The sequence below is a fragment of the Enterovirga sp. CN4-39 genome (assembly GCF_049446235.1).
GTDB lineage: Bacteria > Pseudomonadota > Alphaproteobacteria > Rhizobiales > Beijerinckiaceae > Enterovirga.
In genome coordinates, this window is the sequence record NZ_JBMSEF010000015.1 from 36374 (window position 1) to 52940 (window position 16567).

Consider the following 16567-nt stretch of genomic DNA (forward strand, 5'->3'; position numbering starts at 1 on the left):
TGGGAAACGAACGAGGCAAGCCGCTCCAGGTCGCGCTCACCAGTCAGGGTCGAGCCGGCGCCCGGCTCATCCGGGGCAGACGACACCTTGCTGCACCGCCCGCATCCTCACCTTGATCCTGCACTCCCCCGATACCATCCTCCTGCCATTCCCGGATCGCAGCATCCCGGAATCGCCTGATACGCTGATCCTGTGATGGGGCCGGCGTGGTTAATCGCCCGTAAAGAGCTGCCAGAACCCGGCCCGTCGTTGCCCGCGCGGCATGCGGGTGGTACCGCGTGACATCCCATGACCAAGCCGATCCTTCTCGCCCCGTCGATCCTGTCTGCCGATTTCGCGACCATCGGCGATGTCGTTCGCGACCTCGATGCCGCCGGGGCCGACTGGATCCATCTCGATGTCATGGACGGTCATTTCGTCCCCAACATCTCCTTCGGACCTGACATGGTGCGGGCCGTCCGCCGGCTGACCGGCAAGACGCTCGACGCCCACCTGATGATCGCGCCGGCCGATCCCTACCTCGCGGCCTTCGCCGAGGCCGGGGCCGACATCATCACGGTTCACACCGAGGCCGGGCCGCATCTCCACCGTTCGCTGCAGACGATCCGGGCTCTCGGCAAACGGGCCGGCGTCGCCATCAATCCCGGAACGCCGGAGAGCGCCATCGAGCCGGTCCTCGACCTCGTCGACCTGGTGTTGGTCATGAGCGTCAATCCCGGCTTCGGCGGCCAGGCCTTCATCCCGGCCGTGTGCGAAAAGATCCGTCGCATCACGGCGATGACGGCCGGGCGGGAGATCGACATCCAGGTCGATGGCGGCATCACGGCCGAGACGGCGCCCGCGGCCGCGCAGGCCGGCGCCAATGTGCTCGTCGCCGGCTCCGCCGCCTTGAAGGGCGGCCCGGAGCGCTACCGCGACAATCTCGCCGGCATCCGCCAGGCGGCCGAACGAGCGACCGGCACCTGGGCCTGATCCGATGCGCTCCGGCGTCATTGCGAGCGGAGCGAAGCAATCCATCCGTCGCTGGGTGGATCGCTTCGTCGCCGAGGCTCCTCGCGATGACGGCGGGGTGGCCCGGTCAAGCCCGACCATGACACAGGCCGGCGTGGCCGGCCCGAGGACACAAGAATGATCCCGCGCTATTCCCGCCCCGAGATGACGGCCATCTGGTCGCCCGAGACCCGGTTCCGCATCTGGTTCGAGATCGAGGCGCATGCGACCTCGGCGCTGGCCGAGATCGGCGTCGTTCCGAAGGAGGCGGCCGAGGCGATCTGGGAGCGTGGCTCCAAGGCCGTGTTCGACGTCGACCGCATCGACGAGATCGAGCGGGTGACGAAGCATGACGTCATCGCCTTCCTGACCCACCTTGCCGAGCATGTCGGGCCGGAGGCGCGGTTCGTCCACCAGGGCATGACCTCGTCGGACGTGCTCGACACCTGCCTCAACGTCCAGCTCGTGCGCGCCGCCGACATCCTGCTGGCCGATCTCGACGCGCTGCTCGCGGCGCTGAAGCGCCGGGCCTTCGAGCACAAGATGACCCCGGCGATCGGCCGCTCGCATGGCATCCATGCCGAGCCCGTCACCTTCGGGCTCAAGCTCGCCCAGGCCTATGCCGAGTTCGACCGCGCGAAGCAGCGGCTGCTCTTCGCCCGGCGCGAGGTCGCGACCTGCGCCATCTCGGGGGCGGTCGGCACCTTCGCCAATATCGATCCGCGCGTGGAGGAATACGTGGCGGAGAAGCTGGGCCTCGAGCCGGAGCCGGTCTCGACCCAGGTCATCCCGCGCGACCGCCACGCCATGTTCTTCGCCACGCTCGGCGTGATCGCCTCCTCCGTGGAGCGGCTCGCGATCGAGATCCGCCACATGCAGCGCACGGAGGTGCTGGAGGCCGAGGAGTTCTTCTCCGAGGGCCAGAAGGGCTCCTCCGCCATGCCGCACAAGCGCAACCCGGTCCTGACCGAGAACCTGACGGGCCTCGCCCGCATGGTGCGCGCCTATGCGATGCCCGCCATGGAAAACGTGGCGCTCTGGCACGAGCGCGACATCTCCCATTCCTCGGTCGAGCGCATGATCGGCCCGGACGCGACGGTGACGCTCGATTTCGCCCTCGCCCGCCTGACGGGCGTCGTCGACAAGCTGCTCGTCTATCCCGAGAACATGCGGAAGAACCTCGATCGCCTCGGCGGGCTCATCCACTCGCAGCGCGTGCTGCTCGCCCTGACGCAACGGGGTGTCAGCCGCGAGGATTCCTATGCCTGGGTGCAGCGCAACGCCATGCCGGTCTGGCGCGGCGAGGGCGACTTCCTCACGCTGCTGAAAAAGGACCCGGACGTCTCCTCGAAACTCTCCGCGACGGAACTCGAGGAGCTGTTCGACCTCGGCTACCACCTGAAGCACGTCGACACGATCTTCCGCCGGGTGTTCGGGGCGAGCTGAGGCTCAGGTCGCACCGACGGCTGCCTCGACCTCCAGCGCCGCTGCTCCCTTGTTGGACGAGTAGAACGGAGCAAAGAGCGGGTACAGGGTCGCGTCGTTCACGTACAAGAAGAGGCGGCCGGTGGACCCGGCCGTTATGATCGCCTCCCAGACCTGTCCCGGCTCGGCCGGAACGTCCGATCCCGAGGGGCTGTCCATGCGCCGCCACACGAGCGAGTAGCTGTCCGTACCGCGTTCGCCGATGCGGGCTATCATGCGGAACCAGGGTTCGACGAGATGCCGCCGGAGAGGGACACCGGCGGGCATGTACCAGGGCGCAGCATTCCGGAGGATGCCGTTGGGGCTCGCCGGAACAGCTGTCCCGCCGACCGGGGCCGGCCCGTCGGCCCAGGTCCATGGCTCCGTGATCCTGAGCCTGAGCCGATAGACGCCGCCCCGCTCCAATCGGAAGGGAGTCGCATTGCAGGACCGGCGTGTCAGGATCGTCTCGTCAGCCCTCCGGCTACCGTTCTCGTAGCAGACGCCGCCGACGGACTCTGAGACGGCGAGCGCGACCCGGGTCGTGAGAGCGATCCCGGCGTAAGCAACCAGCACGACGAAGACGCCCGGCAGGATACGCTGGCTCATCCACCAGTTCACCCCGTGGTAGAGCCGACTGCACCGGAAACGGTGAAGTGCCGCCTCGAAGCCGCGCATGGGCCGCACGGGAGCGGGCGTGATGCCGGCCGGCCGAAGCGGCGTCAGATTATACCAGGCGAGCCGCATCCGGTCGGAGATCGCGACCGAGAGCGCAGAGCCTGCCAGCATGCCGGCGAGGATCGCGAGCGATAGAATCGTCGACCATCCTGGATTGGCCTGGAAAACGTTGAGCCAGGTTCCGGCGAACGAGGGCAGGAGCGCCGCGAGCCAGCCCATTGGGGTCGCGAGGAAGCAGAAGGTCGAGGTGCAGGCGCCGCCCGGGGCCGTCGGCGCATAAAGAGGCATCGCGAGCAGGGCCAAGGTCAGCCCGAGCGTCAGGAAATAGGCGACGCGCCGGCGCCAGACCCAGTTCCAGACGAGCTCCGTCTCTTTCGGCAGAATGGGCGTCCCAGGCTGGCCGAGATAGCCCGCGCCCTCGACGAATTCGCCGTCGATCTTCACCACCTCGAACGAAGGTGGCAGGACGATCGGCGCATAGCCGTCTAGGCCCGCCCTGATGCGGCGGAACGCGCTCTCATGGACCTTCACGGCCTGAACGGTGAGCTCGTTCTTGGCGAGCACATTGGCGATGCGGCGGGGATTGTAGCGGTAGTAGCTGCCGAGGCCCTTCCGGGAATCGTAGATCGGCCCGTTCTCGTCGGCGAGGGCCGTGTACTCGGCGACGATCTGCGGCTCCAGGCGAAGACCGGCGATCTCGGCCCCGCGCAGGATCCACATCAGCGGGACATAGCTGAGGCCGTCGTCCGGGTAGCCGCCGCCCACATTCGAATGCACGCCGGCGAACCAGACCTGACTGATGCGGCTCCGGTCCTGCCAGGGCTCTCCCGGCGCGGGCGGCTCCTGCTGCCCGGCGCGGACGACGTCGGCGGGACCTTCGTTCCAGGGCCGCGGATGGAACGCGTTGCGTTCATCGTCCAAAGACAGGGCGTGCATCGCGCGCCGCACACGCGGATCGAGGTTGTAGTTCGGCATCGACAGGGGCCAGAAGACCTGGTCGATAGCGCGGGTGAGTTCGTCGACGGGCAGGCCATAGGCGTCGACCGTGTCCCACAGTCCGAGGAACTCGATCTCGATAGGATCCCCGTTCAGGCCGTACGGCGTGCCGATCCGAGTAACCTGCGCATAGGATTGGTAGCGCATCAGCCCGTTTCGGATCCGGATCACCGCGTCCCGCGCACCGCGGAAGAGATCCACGAAGGGCCACGCCGAGGTGTATCGCTCCCGCCGGTACTGCCGCCAGGCGGCCGCGACATCCCGCTCGAGCTTCGCTTCGTCCCCATCGTACTCGACCAGTCCCTGGGTCAGGATGAGCCCCATCAACACGCGGATCGTGAAAGCACCGCGGCTGAAGCCGAAGCCGTAGATCCTATCAGCAGGCTGATCCGGGGAGACTGCGCCAGCGGGCCGGTACGTCCGGCACACGAAGGCGTATAGGTCGCGCACGTTGCGCGCGAGCCCGAAGCCGACCGCCCCTCCCACCACCGCAAGTGGCTTGAAGGAGGACGTGCCCACGCCGTCGTCATAAAGCGCAAACTGGCGGGGCTGGAGAGGCTGCTGCGGGTCCTTCAGGTCGAGCGCCTGATAGGTTCGCCAAACATTGGTTCTGAACAGCTTGCCGGCACTATTTCCCGTGCCGTCCGAGAACAGGACGATGTTGCGTGGAGATGACGTGCCCGGCCGCGCGCTCTGCTGCATTATCGGCAATCCCACCCGCGAGGCAGGGATATTGCAACCTTAAGTCGCAACGAGCAATCCCTCATCGGGGCTTCGCCGGTGGACGATCCCGCGGTGATTTGCATGTTCGACCCCTGACACAACCGGCAGTCATGCCGCGTGCGCATGACCTTCTCTCTTGCGGAAAGGGAAGCGTCGGCGAATCTTATCGTCGTCGGGTTTGCTGTCGGGACCACGCCATGGTGTTCGATCGCCTTCTTGCCAGAGCGCTGGCGACCATCGTCCGGCGCGGCACGCTCAGGGTCACGACAGAGGCCGGCCAGATCTTGCGCGCCGGCGATGGCGGGCAGCCCGAGGTCGCCGTCCGGCTCGTCGGCGAGGGCGCGACGCGAACGCTCGTGCTCGATCCGGAACTGGCGCTCGGCGAGCTGTTCATGGACGGCCGCCTCCTCGTCGAGCAGGGCACGCTGATGGAGTTCCTGCAATTGCTCCTGCAGGACAGCCACGCGGAACGGTCGAAGCTACCCATCCCGACCACGGCGACGCTCCGCTCGATCGCCTGGCGCCTCGCCGGCCGGAACGATGCGCGGCTGTCGAAAGCCAATGTCGCGCACCATTACGATCTCTCCAGCACGCTCTACGATCTCTTCCTCGACCGGCACCGGCAATATTCCTGCGCCTATTTCGAGCATGGGGACGGGCCGCTCGACGACGCGCAGCGCGCCAAGCAGCGGCACATCGCGGCCAAGCTCTTCGTCCAGCCCGGCAACAGCGTCCTGGAGATCGGCAGCGGCTGGGGCGGCCTTGCGGTCTACCTCGCCCGCCACGCCGGCGCGGGGCGGGTGCGCGGCATCACTCTCTCGGAGGAGCAACTCGCGGCGTCCCGCCGCCTGGCTGTACGCGAAGGCCTCGCCCCCCGGGTCGCCTTCGAGCTGGAGGATTACCGCGCCACCGCGGGCACCTTCGACCGCATCGTGTCGGTCGGCATGTTCGAGCATGTCGGCCCGAAGGACTACCCGGCGTTTTTCGAGTCCTGCGCCCGGCTCATGGCCGAGGACGGCGTCATGCTGCTCCATACGATCGGGCGCACGGGCGAGCCGGGCTACACCAATCCGTGGATCCGCAAGTACATCTTCCCCGGCGGCCACCTGCCCACGATGACGGAGATGATGCCGGCCATCGAGCGCTCGGGCCTCATGGTCACGGACGTGGAGGTGCTCCGGCTCCACTATGCCGAGACGCTGAAGGCCTGGCGCGAGCGCTTCATGGCGCGCCGCGACGAAGCCATGCGGCTCTACGACGAGCGGTTCTGCCGCATGTGGGAATTCTACCTCTCGCTCTGCGAGGCGGCGTTCCGCTGGGAGGACGTGGTCGTCTTCCAGATCCAGCTCGGCCGGCGCAACGACGTCCTGCCGATCACGCGCGACTATATCGGCGAGCGCGAGGCGGCCCTCCGGGCCTCCGAACTTGCCGCCATGCCGGTGGCCGCGGAATAGCCGGCTCGACCTCCGCCCGGAGACACATTACCTCCGGCCCATGCGCACATCCGATGCCGACATCCTGATCGTGCCCGGTCTCTCCGGATCGGGCCCGGACCATTGGCAGACCCGGTGGGAGCAGAAGCTCTCCACTGCGCGCCGGGTCGAGCAGGAGGATTGGGACAGGCCGGTCCGTGAGAGCTGGACCCGCCGACTGGTGGCCGAGGTGGAGGCGAGCAGCCGGCCGGTCGTCCTGGTGGCCCATTCGCTGGGCGTCGCGCTGGTCGCGCATGCGGCCCCGCTGCTGCCGGCCGGAGCCGTGAAGGGCGCCTTCCTGGTCGGCCTGCCGGACGTGGAGCGGCCCGACGTGCCGCCCGAGATCGATCCGAGCTTCCGGCCGCTGCCGCGGGATCCCCTGCCCTTCCCGTCGCTGCTCGTCGCCAGCCGCGACGATCCGTTCTGCGCCTATGAGCGGGCGGAGGATTTCGCCTATGCCTGGGGCGCGCTCATCGTGGATGCCGGCCAGGCCGGGCACATGAACACGGAGAGCGGCTACGGCCCCTGGCCGGAAGGCCTGATGCGCTTCGCCGGCTTTCTCAGGCAGCTCTGACCCGCGCGCCGATCGGGATGACCTCGATCGGCAAGCCGCCGGCCGCCGGGCGCTTCTCCTCGATGCCGAGCTGGGTCCGGAGGCGCGCGATCTGCTCGTCCATCTCGGCGAGCCTCGCGGCCACGCCCTCGGGGTCGAGATCGATGATTCCGGCCAGGCTGGCTCGCATGCGCAGGCAGGCCGCGAGATCGTCGTTCGACATGGTCGTTCCCCGAATACCCGCCCAGGGGTAGCCGCGCAGGGATTGCCGATCGGTTAGCGCGACCTCCTCACCGCCCGTCGACGCAGCGGATGAAGGCCTCCTGCGAGCGCTCGTCGGAAAGGGCGCCGACATCTCGCAGCGGCCTCCCGCTCGCATCGGTCTGGATGCCGACCGCCCGGTAGCATTCCGCGGCCCTGCTCGTGGCTGCAGGACGGGCGGCAACCGGGGCCGGACGCCGCTCCTGGACCGGGCGTGCCCTCTCCTCGGGGACGTGCCTCGGCCGGGCGACCTGCGGCGCAAGTGCAGGCCGCCTGACGGCAGGCCGTGATTCAGGCGCGGCGGGGCGAGCCTCGCGCTTCGGGCGCTCCGGCCGGCGGGCCGGCTTCGCGGGAGTTGGAGCGGGCGCGGGGCTCCTCCCCACCTGCCCCCGTGGCTGCTCGGCTCGTGGAGCCGGCTCGGCCGCGGCCGGTGGCTGGCGGGCGCGGCGACGGCGCTCCTGCTCGGCCTCGAGCGCCTTCCAGGCTTCGTCGTCGGCAGCGTCGGCCAGCCGGAACGTCCGCTCCTGCGCGGAGGCATGTCGCCCCGGACCGGCGCCGGACATCGCCAGAAGAACGGCCGTGGCAAACACACCAGCCAGCCGCCCTCGCCCGCCTACGGCATCCACGACACCACCTTCGGCACCCCCCACCACGTCCTACGGTGGGCCGAGTGGCGGGCCGCGTCCAGTCCTCCGACGCGGCCCGCTTGCGAGCGTCAGGCCGCCGCGTGCGGGAAGGCGCGCTGCGTCTCCGGCGTGGTGAGGCGGTTCTGCGGCTGCACGTCGAGCGCGAGCCCGCGCGAAGCCTCGATGCCCTTCGGAAAGCCGCTCCGATCCGAGTAGTCGGTGATCGCCGTGTCCGGACCGCCCTTCTCGCTCGTCAGGCCATTGGCGCAGAGGACGTCGATCGCCGTCACGCCGGAGACCGCCGCCATGGCGACCATGACGTTGCCCCTGTTCGGGTTGTCGCCGTGGAGCCCCGTCGCGAGCGTCGCGAGGTCGAGCCCGTCGCCGCCGACCCGGCCCCAGACCCAGGGCTGGGGATCGTGGCTGCCGAGGATCGCGACGCCGGTCGCGACCTCCCGGACCCCATAGGCGCGGACCAGGTTCTCGTGCCCCTCCATGCCGAGCCAGCGGCAGATGGCACGCGGGGCGAAGAGCTCGGCCGCGCCGAGCGCGATGGAAAACCAGCCGAGCCCGGAGGCGAGCTTGTCGTTGGCGGATTGCGAGCGACCCTTCAGGGCCGTCCGGGGAAGCGTGTTGGCCATGGGATCACCTCGTCAGGGCTGGATGAAGACCTTGATGCAGCCGTCCTGCTTGTCGCGGAAGACCTTGTACATCTCGGGCCCGTCCTCGAGCCCGACCTTGTGCGTGATGACGAAGGAGGGATCGATCTGCCCTTCCTCGATCCGCTTCAGGAGATCGTCCGTCCAGCGGTTCACGTGCGTCTGGCCCATGCGCCAGGTCAGGCCCTTGTTCATGGCCGCCCCGAAGGGGATCTTGTCGAGCAGCCCGCCATAGACGCCGGGCACGGAGAGCACGCCCGCCGGCCGGCAGACATAGATCATCTCGCGCAGGACGTGCGGGCGATCCGTCTCCAGGAACATCGCCTGCTTGGCCCGGTCATACATGGAATCGAGCGTCGCGGTGGCGTGCGCCTCGAGGCCGACGCAGTCGATGCATTTCTCCGGGCCCTTGCCGCCGGTCAGCTCGTTCAGCCGCTCGACGACGCTCTCCTCGGCGAAGTTGATCGTGATCGCGCCGCCGGCCGCCGCCATCGACAGGCGCTCGGGCAGCCGGTCGATGCAGACGACCTGCTTGGCGCCGAGCAGGATAGCGGAACGGACGGCCATCTGCCCGACGGGGCCGGCGCCCCAGATCGCGACCGTGTCGTTCGGCTCGATCTCGCACTGGACGGCCGCCTGCCAGCCGGTCGGGAAGATGTCGGACAGGAAGAGGAGCTTCTCGTCCGGGATCCCCTTCGGCACCTTGATATGCGTCTTGTCTGCCATCGGGACGCGCAGATACTCGGCCTGGCCGCCCGGATAGCCGCCCGTGAGGTGCGAGTAGCCGAAGAGCCCCGCCGTCGCGTGGCCGAAGACCTTGTCGGCGATGGCCTTGTTGCGGTTGGAGCGCTCGCAGACAGAGTAGAAGCCGCGTTTGCACTGGTCGCATTCGCCGCAGAAGATCGTGAAAGGGATCACGACCCGGTCGCCGACCTTCAGCGAGCTCTTTGCGGCCGAGCCGACCTCGACCACCTCGCCCATCGTCTCGTGGCCCAGGATGTCGCCGCTCTGCATCCCGGGCATGAAGTGGTCGTAGAGGTGGAGGTCGGACCCGCAGATCGCGCAGCTCGTCACCTTGATGATGGCGTCACGGGGATCCTCGATCTCGGGGTCGGGAACGCTGTCGCAGCGGACATCCTGCGTTCCGTGCCAAACGAGCGCTTTCATAGTGGCTGTCTCCTCGCGGGCAGGCTTCAAACGGACTGTGGCGGGCTCGATGCCGGGCAGGCGGTCGCCGACCGCCCGTGTGAGGCTCAACTTGCCCTTCCGGGTCTCGTTCGGACTTTCGGGTCTTCGTACGGTTTGGGACCGTGAGAGGGCCGGAGCCTTGCTTTGCTGATGCTGGCGGATTGGCTACCAAGTCGGCCCGGACATCGCGCGGGGCACAGCAGGAAAGTGAACGGGGTGGTCCAGAATTTCCTGCTCGTCTTCTCGGCCCTGTTCTCGATCATCAACCCGATCGGCGGAGCCATCATCTTCAGCCAGGTCACGGCGACCCGAACGCATGGGGAGCGGGTGGCCCTCTCGCGCCGGATCGGGATCTACTCCGCCCTCGTGATGCTGGTCGCGCTGTGGGCGGGCGGCCCGATCCTGTCGTTCTTCGGCGTGAGCCTCGCGGCCCTGAGGCTTGCGGGGGGCCTGATCGTGGCGAGCCTCGCCTGGCAGCTGCTGCATCAGCCGGAGAAGCGGGAGGGCGCCAAGACCGACCAGGCCCAGGAATCCGAGGGGCTGGAGGCGATCGCGTTCTACCCCCTTACCCTTCCCTTCACGACCGGCCCGGGCACGATCTCGGTTGCGGTCGCGCTCGGCTCGACCGTGGCGCCGGGTGCGCCGGGCTATCTGGGCTTCGTTACGGCGGCGTCCGCGGCAGCGCTCGCGATGGCCGTCACCGTCGCGCTCGCCTACGGGTCGGCCGACCGCCTCGTTGCGCTGCTCGGCCAGTCAGGCGCGCGCATCGTCTCGCGCCTGTCCGCCTTCCTGCTCCTCTGCATCGGCACGCAGATCGCCCTCACGGGCGTCGCCGAGTTCGTGCACAGCGTGCGGGGCTGAGCGTCACCCGCCGATCCGCACCGGCGGCAGGCCCAGGATCTCCCGCGCCTCTCCGGGCGAGGCATGCTCCATGTTGAGCTCGTGGATGATGCGCACGGTCCGCTCGACCAGCATCTCGTTGGTCGCGAGCTTTCCGCGCGCGTAGTAGTTGTTGTCTTCCAGCCCCACCCGGACATGGCCGCCGAGCAGGATCGCCTGCGTGGTGGCCGGAAGCTGGGCCGGACCGATCCCGGAGACGCAGAAGATCGATTGCGGCGGCAGGAGCCGGATCATGGCGGCCAGGATGTCGTGCGAATAGGGCATCGCGCCCTGGAAGCCCTTGTCCGCCCCCAGCACCATGTTGATGTAGTAGGGCGGCTTGTCGTAGCCCTTCTCGATCAGCCGCGTGACGTCCTGCAGGATGTGCTGCGGGCCGAACACCTCCCATTCCGGCTTGATCCCCCGCTCCTGCATGCGCTTGGCGAGGAACTCGCAGCGCGAGGGGGTGGTCACGACCAGGATCTCCTTGCCGCCATGGACGTCGGCGAAGGTCATGCCGTCGAAGGTGGCCATCTCGGCGCCGGCCTCGCAGCCCTTCAGGCGCTCCTCGAAATTCGACTCGTAGAGCCCGTCGGGACGGGGCACGAGCATGTCCCCCGACGAGCCGCCGCCGGTCGAGTTGTTGATGATGATGTCCGTCCTGGCCCGGACGCGGGTGTTGATGTCGCGGTAGATCGCGTCGTTGCAGGTCGCCTCGTCGTCGAGCCGCCTGGCATGAAGAGCCGCGATCGCGGCCCCCGCCTTCCAGGACCGGTAGACCGACTCGGCGATCTCGTCCGGCTGCGTCGGCAAGTTCGGATTCTGCGCCTTCGACGCCATCCCGCCCGTCGGGGCCACCGTGACGATCACCTTGGACATGTCGCTCTCCTGAATGGCGGCCTGCGGTCCCGCTGGCGCATGACCCGCGCCCCGTTATGGAAGGTTCTTCGCCCGCTCCTTGGCCGAGACGAGATCGATCAGGAGCCTGTCGCGCTCCGCCAGCATCGCGGTGCGGTCGACCGGCGACAACTCGTCCTCGATCCCGGCGACGAGCTTCGCCTTCAGCTCGGGCGTGACATGGGTGTCGCCGAGATCGGCCCACATCCGCTCCATCAGGGGGCCGAGATGATCCAGCGTGTAGGCAATCCCGCCCGGGCCGCCGGAGAGGTGGGTCAGAAGGCACGGCCCCATCAGGGCCCAGCGCAGGCCCGGACCATGCGCGATCGCGGCGTCCACCTCCGCGACCGTCACGGCTCCCGACTCGACGAGGTGGAACGCCTCGCGCCAGAGCGCCGCCTGGATGCGGTTCACGACATGGCCGACGAGCTCCTTGCGGATCCGGATCGGGTGCTTCCCGATGGCGGCGTAGAAGCCCATCGCGGCGTCGATCGCCTCCTCCGAGGTCCGCGCTCCACCCACGACCTCCACGAGCGGGATGAGGTGCGGCGGGTTGAACGGATGGCCGACGAGCACGCGCTCCGGGTGCCGGGCGGCGTCCTGGAAGACGCTCGGCCCGAAGCCGGAGGAGCTCGATGCCAGGATGACGTCCGGCCCGGTCGCCTCGCCGAGCCGCCGGAACAGCTCGCGCTTCACGTCCTCCCGCTCGGGGCCGTTCTCCTGGACGAAGTCGGCCTCGGCGACGGCCTGCTCGAGCTCGGGCACGAAACGGAGGCGGTCGCGCGAGGCGCCCGCCTGGAGGCCGAGCGTCTCGAGGGCGGGCCAGGCGGAAGCCACGTAGTCCCGCAGGCGCTGCTCGGCATCCGGTGCGGGGTCGGTCGCCACGACATCGAAGCCGCGCGCGAGGAACCAGGCGGCCCAGCTCGCGCCGATGACGCCCGTGCCGACTACGGCGATCCGCCTGATGGTCCGCTGAGCCACTGATCCTCCCGCGCGGGTTTTCTGCACCCTCTTGCCCTTGATATCGCCCGATAACCGTTGCCAAGGCAACCGGCTTGCGCGCCCTCCAAAAACCTGCTCGGAATACCAAGGACGGTTCGGCCAGGCCCGCCCGCGGCGCCCTGGAAGAAGGAACCGCGTCGGGAGGAACGCTGATGGGGAAGCTGGGTCTCACCTTGGCGCTCGCCGGTGCTCTGGCCGCGACCGCAGTGTCGGCACAGGAGAAGCCGATCAGGATCGGCATCCTCAACGACCAGTCCGGCGTCTTCTCCGACTACCAGGGCGAGGGCTCGGTGATCGCGGCCCGCATGGCGGTCGAGGATTTCGGCAAGAAGACCATTGCCGGCCGGGCGATCGAAGTCGTCACGGCCGATCACCAGAACAAGACCGATGTCGGCATCGGCATCGCCCGCCGCTGGTTCGACCAGGAGGGCGTGGACGCCATCATGGACGTGCCGAACTCCGCCATCGCCCTCGGGGTCTCGAGCCTCGCCCGCGAGAAGAACAAGGTCTTCGTCGGTTCGGGCGCCGGCACGGCGGAACTGACGGGGCGCCAGTGCTCGCCAAACACGGTGCACTGGACCTACGACACCTGGTCGCTCGGCCACGGCCTCGCCCGGGCGCTCGTCGCGAACGGCGGCAAGAGCTGGTTCTTCATCACGGCCGACTACGCTTTCGGCAAGGACCTCGAGGGGAGCGCGGCGGACGAGGTGAAGGCCCAGGGCGGGCAGGTCATCGGCGCCGCCCGGCATCCGCTCGGCGCTTCGGATTATTCGTCGTTCCTGGTCCAGGCCCAGGCCTCCGGCGCGCAGGTGATCGGCCTCGCCAATGCGGGCGACGACATGTCCAACACGCTCAAGCAGGCGGCCGAGTTCGGGATCGGCGGCAAGCAGCAGCTCGCGGGCCTGATCCTCAACGTGACGAACATGCCCTCGCTCGGGCTCCAGGCGACGCAGGGCGTCTACATCCTGACGCCCTATTACTGGGACCTCAACGACGGCTCGCGCGCCTTCGCCAAGCGCTACATGGAGCGCCACCCGCGCGGCAACGCGCCCAACGACATGCAGGCCGGCGTCTACTCGGCCGTCCTGCATTACCTGAAGGGCGTGGAGAAGGCCGGGGGCCCCGCCGACGGCCGGGCGGTGGTCGCGGCCATGAAATCGCTGCCGACGGAGGATCCGATCTTCGGCGCCGGCTCCATTCGGGAGGATGGCCGCAAGCTCCACCCGATGTATCTCCTCACCACCAAGACGCCGGCCGAGTCGACGGGCAAGTGGGACGTCTTCAAGCCGGTCCGCACGATCCCGGCCGAGCAGGCCTGGAGACCGCTGGCGGAGGGCGGCTGCCCGCTCGTGAAGGGATAAGGGCAGCCGGGGCCCCCGCGGCCCCGCCCTTGCACGGAGGATCGAGCTCGTGAGCGCCCCATTTCGGCCGGTCCGTCTCGCCTCCGACCAGCACGCCTTCGACTTCCGCCCCGACGGAACGGTCCATATCCGCTGCATCGAGCCGCTCGGCCCCTATCCCGACCGGGTGACGGACTGGCTGCTGAGCCACGCCGCGGCGGCGCCGGACCGGATCTTCGTGGCCAAGCGGGACGGGACGGAGGCTTGGCGGCAGCTGACCTATGCCGGGGCGCTGGCGCGGGCCGAGGCCATCGGCGCGGCGCTGCTGGCGCGCGGGCTCTCCGCCGACCGCCCGCTCGTCATCCTGTCCGGAAACGACCTCGATCATGCGGCACTGGCCCTCGCCGCCATGCATGTCGGGATCCCCTATGCCCCGGTCTCGCCGGCCTATTCGACGGTCGGCGGCGGCTTCGAGCGCCTGCGGGACGTGCTGCGCATCCTGACGCCCGGCCTCGTCTATGCCTCGGACCCGGCGGTGTTCGGGCGCGCGATCGAAGCCGCGGTCGCGCCAGAAATCCCCGTCGTGCTCGGCCAAGGCGCGCTGTCGGACCGGGAGGCGATCCCGCTGGAGCGCTTCGAGGCGGAGGCAGCCGGCGAGCGCGCGGCCGCCCGCGCCGCCCACCGGAGCGTCACGCCGGACACGATCGCGAAATTCCTGTTCACGTCCGGCTCGACCGGGCTGCCGAAGGCCGTCATCACCACCCACCGGATGCTCTGCGCCAACGCCGCGCAGCTTCAGGCGAGCTTCCCCTGCCTGACCGAGGAGCCGCCCGTCCTGGTCGACTGGCTGCCCTGGCATCACGTCTTCGGCGGGAGCCACAACTTCAACATCGTCCTGTCGAACGGCGGATCCCTCTTCATCGACGACGGCCGGCCGGTGCCGGCGCTCATCGGCGAGACCGTCCGGAACCTGCGCGAGGTCTCGCCGACGGCCTACTTCACGGTGCCGAAGGGCTACGAGGCGCTGATCCCGCATCTTCGATCCGACGAGGTGCTCCGGGAGAGCTTCTTCCGCCGGCTCGGGCTGACCTTCTTCGCGGCGGCCGGATTGCCGCAGCCGATCTGGGACGCGCTCGACGAAATCGCGGTCGCCCATGCCGGCGAGCGCATTCCCATGCTGACCGGCCTCGGAGCGACGGAGAGCGCGCCCTTCGCGCTCGTCTGCCGGCCGGACCAGTGCCGCTCCGGGCGGGTCGGCCTCCCGGCGCGCGGGGTCGAGTTGAAGCTCGCGCCCGTGGAGGACAAGCTCGAGGCGCGGGTGAAGGGCCCGAACATCACGCCCGGCTATTGGCGCAACCCAGAATTGACGAATGCGTCGAAAGATGACGAAGGGTTTTACCGGTTCGGCGATGCGCTGCGCTTCGTTGATCCGGAGAACCCGGATATCGGGCTCTATTTCGACGGCCGGCTGAACGAGGATTTCAAGCTCACGACGGGCGTCTGGGTGAGCGTCGGGGCGCTCCGGGCGCAGTTCCTGAACGCCGCCGCGCCGCTGGCGCGCGACATCGCCTTCTCGGGCGAGAATCGGGATGCCGTGATGGGCCTCATCGTCCCCGACCTGGACGAATGCCGCGCGCTCTGCCCGGATCTCGACCCGGTTGCTTCGGCCTTCGATCTCCTCGCGCATGCCCGGGTGCGCGAGGCTTTCGCCGAGGTGCTGGCCCGCCTCGCCCAAGCATCCACCGGCTCCTCCAACCGGATCGCCGCGGTGATGCTGCTCGAAAGCCCGCCCTCGATCGACCTGAACGAGATGACGGACAAGGGCTCGATCAACCAGCGGGCCGTCCTGCGCAATCGGGCCGCGCTGGTCGAGGAGCTCTATGCGGAGCCGCCCTCCCCGCGGGTCATCCGGCCGGCGAACACCTGAGGCTCCGCTGGCGCTCGCGCGCCGGTCATGGCCCCTGGATCAAGGGGCTACCCGCCCCTGCGGCGGGTCCCCATGAAGCTGAAGGCGGATTAAGGTTTGGTCGCCCCGCCGCCGAGCATCGCGACAACTTGCCCAATCCCGGGACCGATCTTCATCCTCTCACAGGAATTCGTGCGGCAACCCAAAAATATTTCAAAAACCCGCGATTCACGTCTGGATATCGTGAGAGAAGCCCTTATACAGACCCCCACCATAGTATCGTGCATACGAATCGACGAGAGTTTGAACATGGAAGCCGCCACGGACATCCAGCCGCAAGAACTGGTGGAGCTCACGAGCGAGATCGTCTCGGCCTACGTCGCCAACAACAAGATTCCGTCCGCCGAGCTGCCCGAGGTGATCGCCTCGGTTCACACTGCCTTGCGCAAGCTGGACGAGAAGAAGGCGCCGGAGCCGGAGAAGCCGACTCCGCTGATGCCGATCAAGAAGACGATCACGCCGGATTACTTGGTGAGCCTTGAGGATGGGCGCCGCTACAAGTCGCTGAAGCGTCACCTTTCGGGCCGGGGCCTCTCCCCGCAGGAATACCGCGAGAAGTGGGGCCTGCCGAAGGACTACCCGATGGTCGCCCCCAACTACGCCAAGCAGCGCTCGGAGCTCGCGAAGGCCCTCGGCCTTGGCCAGCAGCGCCGCAAGAAGACGGCGGAAGCGCCGGCTGCGGAAGCTCCCGCGGCTGCCGCCCCGAAGCGCCGCGGCCGCCCGAAGGCGACCGCCGAAAGCTGAGCCCACCCCTGGCTCAAAGTCGACCCGGCCCAAGTGGCCGGGTTTTTCGTTTCTGGCGCCCGATGATCCAAGTTGATCCGGAAACTGTCCACGTTGCGGACAGAAATCTCACCCGCGAGATGCGGAACG

At 68.6% G+C, this 16567-nt stretch carries 15 protein-coding genes; 8 read left to right on the top strand and 7 right to left on the bottom strand.

The window, feature by feature from the left end; genetic code table 11:
• The first annotated feature begins 288 nt into the window (after positions 1–288).
• A complete protein-coding gene (rpe, locus tag ACO2SS_RS21115; protein ID WP_423279797.1) occupies positions 289–972 on the top strand; it encodes a ribulose-phosphate 3-epimerase in 684 nt (227 codons plus the stop codon).
• Between the two features lie 156 nt (positions 973–1128).
• Positions 1129–2436, top strand: a complete 1308-nt coding sequence (purB, locus tag ACO2SS_RS21120; protein ID WP_423279798.1) for an adenylosuccinate lyase — start codon at positions 1129–1131, stop codon at positions 2434–2436.
• Between the two features lie 3 nt (positions 2437–2439).
• On the opposite strand, the gene ACO2SS_RS21125 is transcribed toward purB, so the two are convergent.
• Entirely contained in the window at positions 2440–4830 is a 2391-nt protein-coding gene (locus ACO2SS_RS21125; RefSeq protein ID WP_423279799.1) for a DUF2235 domain-containing protein, read from the bottom strand.
• 218 nt (positions 4831–5048) lie between these two features.
• On the opposite strand from ACO2SS_RS21125, the gene ACO2SS_RS21130 reads away from it, so the two are divergent.
• Positions 5049–6305, top strand: coding sequence for a class I SAM-dependent methyltransferase (locus ACO2SS_RS21130; RefSeq protein WP_423279800.1), 1257 nt, complete (start codon positions 5049–5051; stop codon positions 6303–6305).
• Positions 6306–6345: 40 nt separating this feature from the next.
• Positions 6346–6897: an RBBP9/YdeN family alpha/beta hydrolase gene (locus ACO2SS_RS21135; protein ID WP_423279801.1), complete on the top strand. Its 552-nt coding sequence runs from the start codon at positions 6346–6348 to the stop codon at positions 6895–6897.
• Here the strand turns inward: ACO2SS_RS21135 and ACO2SS_RS21140 are convergent.
• The 4 genes from ACO2SS_RS21140 to ACO2SS_RS21155 all read right to left on the bottom strand — a co-directional run bounded on the left by ACO2SS_RS21140 (position 6884) and on the right by ACO2SS_RS21155 (position 9589).
• Positions 6884–7099 carry a hypothetical protein gene (locus ACO2SS_RS21140; protein ID WP_423279802.1) on the bottom strand — a complete coding sequence of 72 codons (216 nt, stop codon included), beginning with the start codon at positions 7097–7099 and terminating at the stop codon, positions 6884–6886. The genes ACO2SS_RS21135 and ACO2SS_RS21140 overlap by 14 nt on opposite strands.
• Positions 7100–7166: 67 nt before the next feature.
• On the bottom strand, positions 7167–7787 hold the full coding sequence (locus ACO2SS_RS21145) for a hypothetical protein (RefSeq protein ID WP_423279803.1): 621 nt from the start codon (positions 7785–7787) through the stop codon (positions 7167–7169).
• Positions 7788–7852: 65 nt separating this feature from the next.
• Positions 7853–8404, bottom strand: coding sequence for a cyclase dehydrase (locus ACO2SS_RS21150; RefSeq protein ID WP_423279804.1), 552 nt, complete (start codon positions 8402–8404; stop codon positions 7853–7855).
• A 12-nt stretch (positions 8405–8416) separates the two neighbouring features.
• A complete protein-coding gene (locus ACO2SS_RS21155; protein ID WP_423279805.1) occupies positions 8417–9589 on the bottom strand; it encodes a zinc-dependent alcohol dehydrogenase in 1173 nt (390 codons plus the stop codon).
• A 237-nt stretch (positions 9590–9826) separates the two neighbouring features.
• Here ACO2SS_RS21155 and ACO2SS_RS21160 point away from each other — a divergent pair, with 237 nt between their 5' ends.
• Positions 9827–10471: a MarC family protein gene (locus ACO2SS_RS21160; protein ID WP_423279806.1), complete on the top strand. Its 645-nt coding sequence runs from the start codon at positions 9827–9829 to the stop codon at positions 10469–10471.
• 3 nt (positions 10472–10474) lie between these two features.
• Here the strand turns inward: ACO2SS_RS21160 and ACO2SS_RS21165 are convergent, their stop codons facing one another.
• The gene (locus tag ACO2SS_RS21165) at positions 10475–11368 is read right to left on the bottom strand and encodes a 3-keto-5-aminohexanoate cleavage protein (protein WP_423279807.1); all 894 of its coding nucleotides are present in this window, start codon (positions 11366–11368) and stop codon (positions 10475–10477) included.
• A 54-nt stretch (positions 11369–11422) separates the two neighbouring features.
• Complete coding sequence (locus tag ACO2SS_RS21170; RefSeq protein ID WP_423279808.1) at positions 11423–12367, bottom strand: 3-hydroxyacyl-CoA dehydrogenase NAD-binding domain-containing protein; 945 nt, start codon at positions 12365–12367, stop codon at positions 11423–11425.
• Between the two features lie 173 nt (positions 12368–12540).
• Between ACO2SS_RS21170 and ACO2SS_RS21175 the strand changes: the two genes are divergently transcribed.
• From ACO2SS_RS21175 to ACO2SS_RS21185, 3 genes are all read left to right on the top strand, one after another.
• Positions 12541–13749, top strand: coding sequence for an ABC transporter substrate-binding protein (locus ACO2SS_RS21175; RefSeq protein WP_423279809.1), 1209 nt, complete (start codon positions 12541–12543; stop codon positions 13747–13749).
• Between the two features lie 49 nt (positions 13750–13798).
• Positions 13799–15655 (top strand): feruloyl-CoA synthase, encoded by a 1857-nt coding sequence (locus tag ACO2SS_RS21180; protein WP_423279810.1) that lies wholly within the window; start codon positions 13799–13801, stop codon positions 15653–15655.
• Between the two features lie 288 nt (positions 15656–15943).
• Complete coding sequence (locus ACO2SS_RS21185) at positions 15944–16438, top strand: MucR family transcriptional regulator (protein ID WP_423279811.1); 495 nt, start codon at positions 15944–15946, stop codon at positions 16436–16438.
• The last annotated feature ends 129 nt before the right edge of the window (positions 16439–16567 follow it).

What these genes read in the sequence shown, in the direction of transcription:
- ACO2SS_RS21155 (WP_423279805.1), bottom strand. Translation starts at nt 9,589, where the DNA reads ATGAAAGCGCTCGTTTGGCACGGAACGCAGGATGTCCGCTGCGACAGC.
- ACO2SS_RS21125 (WP_423279799.1), bottom strand. Translation starts at nt 4,830, where the DNA reads ATGCAGCAGAGCGCGCGGCCGGGCACGTCATCTCCACGCAACATCGTC.
- ACO2SS_RS21150 (WP_423279804.1), bottom strand. Translation starts at nt 8,404, where the DNA reads ATGGCCAACACGCTTCCCCGGACGGCCCTGAAGGGTCGCTCGCAATCC.
- ACO2SS_RS21165 (WP_423279807.1), bottom strand. Translation starts at nt 11,368, where the DNA reads ATGTCCAAGGTGATCGTCACGGTGGCCCCGACGGGCGGGATGGCGTCG.
- ACO2SS_RS21135 (WP_423279801.1), top strand. Translation starts at nt 6,346, where the DNA reads ATGCGCACATCCGATGCCGACATCCTGATCGTGCCCGGTCTCTCCGGA.
- ACO2SS_RS21185 (WP_423279811.1), top strand. Translation starts at nt 15,944, where the DNA reads ATGGAAGCCGCCACGGACATCCAGCCGCAAGAACTGGTGGAGCTCACG.
- ACO2SS_RS21175 (WP_423279809.1), top strand. Translation starts at nt 12,541, where the DNA reads ATGGGGAAGCTGGGTCTCACCTTGGCGCTCGCCGGTGCTCTGGCCGCG.
- purB (WP_423279798.1), top strand. Translation starts at nt 1,129, where the DNA reads ATGATCCCGCGCTATTCCCGCCCCGAGATGACGGCCATCTGGTCGCCC.
- rpe (WP_423279797.1), top strand. Translation starts at nt 289, where the DNA reads ATGACCAAGCCGATCCTTCTCGCCCCGTCGATCCTGTCTGCCGATTTC.
- ACO2SS_RS21140 (WP_423279802.1), bottom strand. Translation starts at nt 7,099, where the DNA reads ATGTCGAACGACGATCTCGCGGCCTGCCTGCGCATGCGAGCCAGCCTG.
- ACO2SS_RS21130 (WP_423279800.1), top strand. Translation starts at nt 5,049, where the DNA reads ATGGTGTTCGATCGCCTTCTTGCCAGAGCGCTGGCGACCATCGTCCGG.